Source organism: Microtetraspora sp. AC03309, assembly GCF_020826795.1.
In the GTDB taxonomy this organism is placed as follows: domain Bacteria; phylum Actinomycetota; class Actinomycetes; order Streptosporangiales; family Streptosporangiaceae; genus Microtetraspora; species Microtetraspora glauca.
On the sequence record NZ_JADDIL010000587.1, the window covers coordinates 1 to 408 of the forward strand.

General features: G+C 68.4%; 1 protein-coding gene. It reads left to right on the forward strand.

Annotated features, from left to right (window positions below; all coding sequences use genetic code 11):
• A partial coding sequence (locus IMZ11_RS44485; RefSeq protein WP_228649816.1) for a sulfite exporter TauE/SafE family protein occupies positions 1-408 on the forward strand: 408 nt, incomplete at both ends.

Genomic DNA, 408 nt, shown 5'->3' on the forward strand with positions numbered 1-408 from the left:
ACACGGCACCAGCCACAGTGCGAAGTTCCTGGCCCCGCTCGGGCTGTTCGGCGGTTTCATCGACGCGTCCGGCGGCGGCGGCTGGGGTCCGGTGACTACAAGCACCCTGCTGTCGCAGGGCAAGACCGCACCGCGGACCGTGATCGGTTCGGTGAGCGCCTCGGAGTTCCTGGTCGCGGTGTCGGCGTCGATCGGCTTCTTGGTCGGGCTGCGCCAGGAGTTCCTGGAGAACTGGCCCGTGGTGCTCGGGCTGATGGTCGGCGGGGTGATCGCCGCACCGATTGCCGCCTGGCTGGTCAGCCGGATCAATCCCGCGCTGCTCGGTACCGCTGTCGGCGGGGTCATCCTGCTGACCAACAGCCAGAAACTGGTGCACTACTTCGGCGTGCACTGGCCGTGGTCGACCGG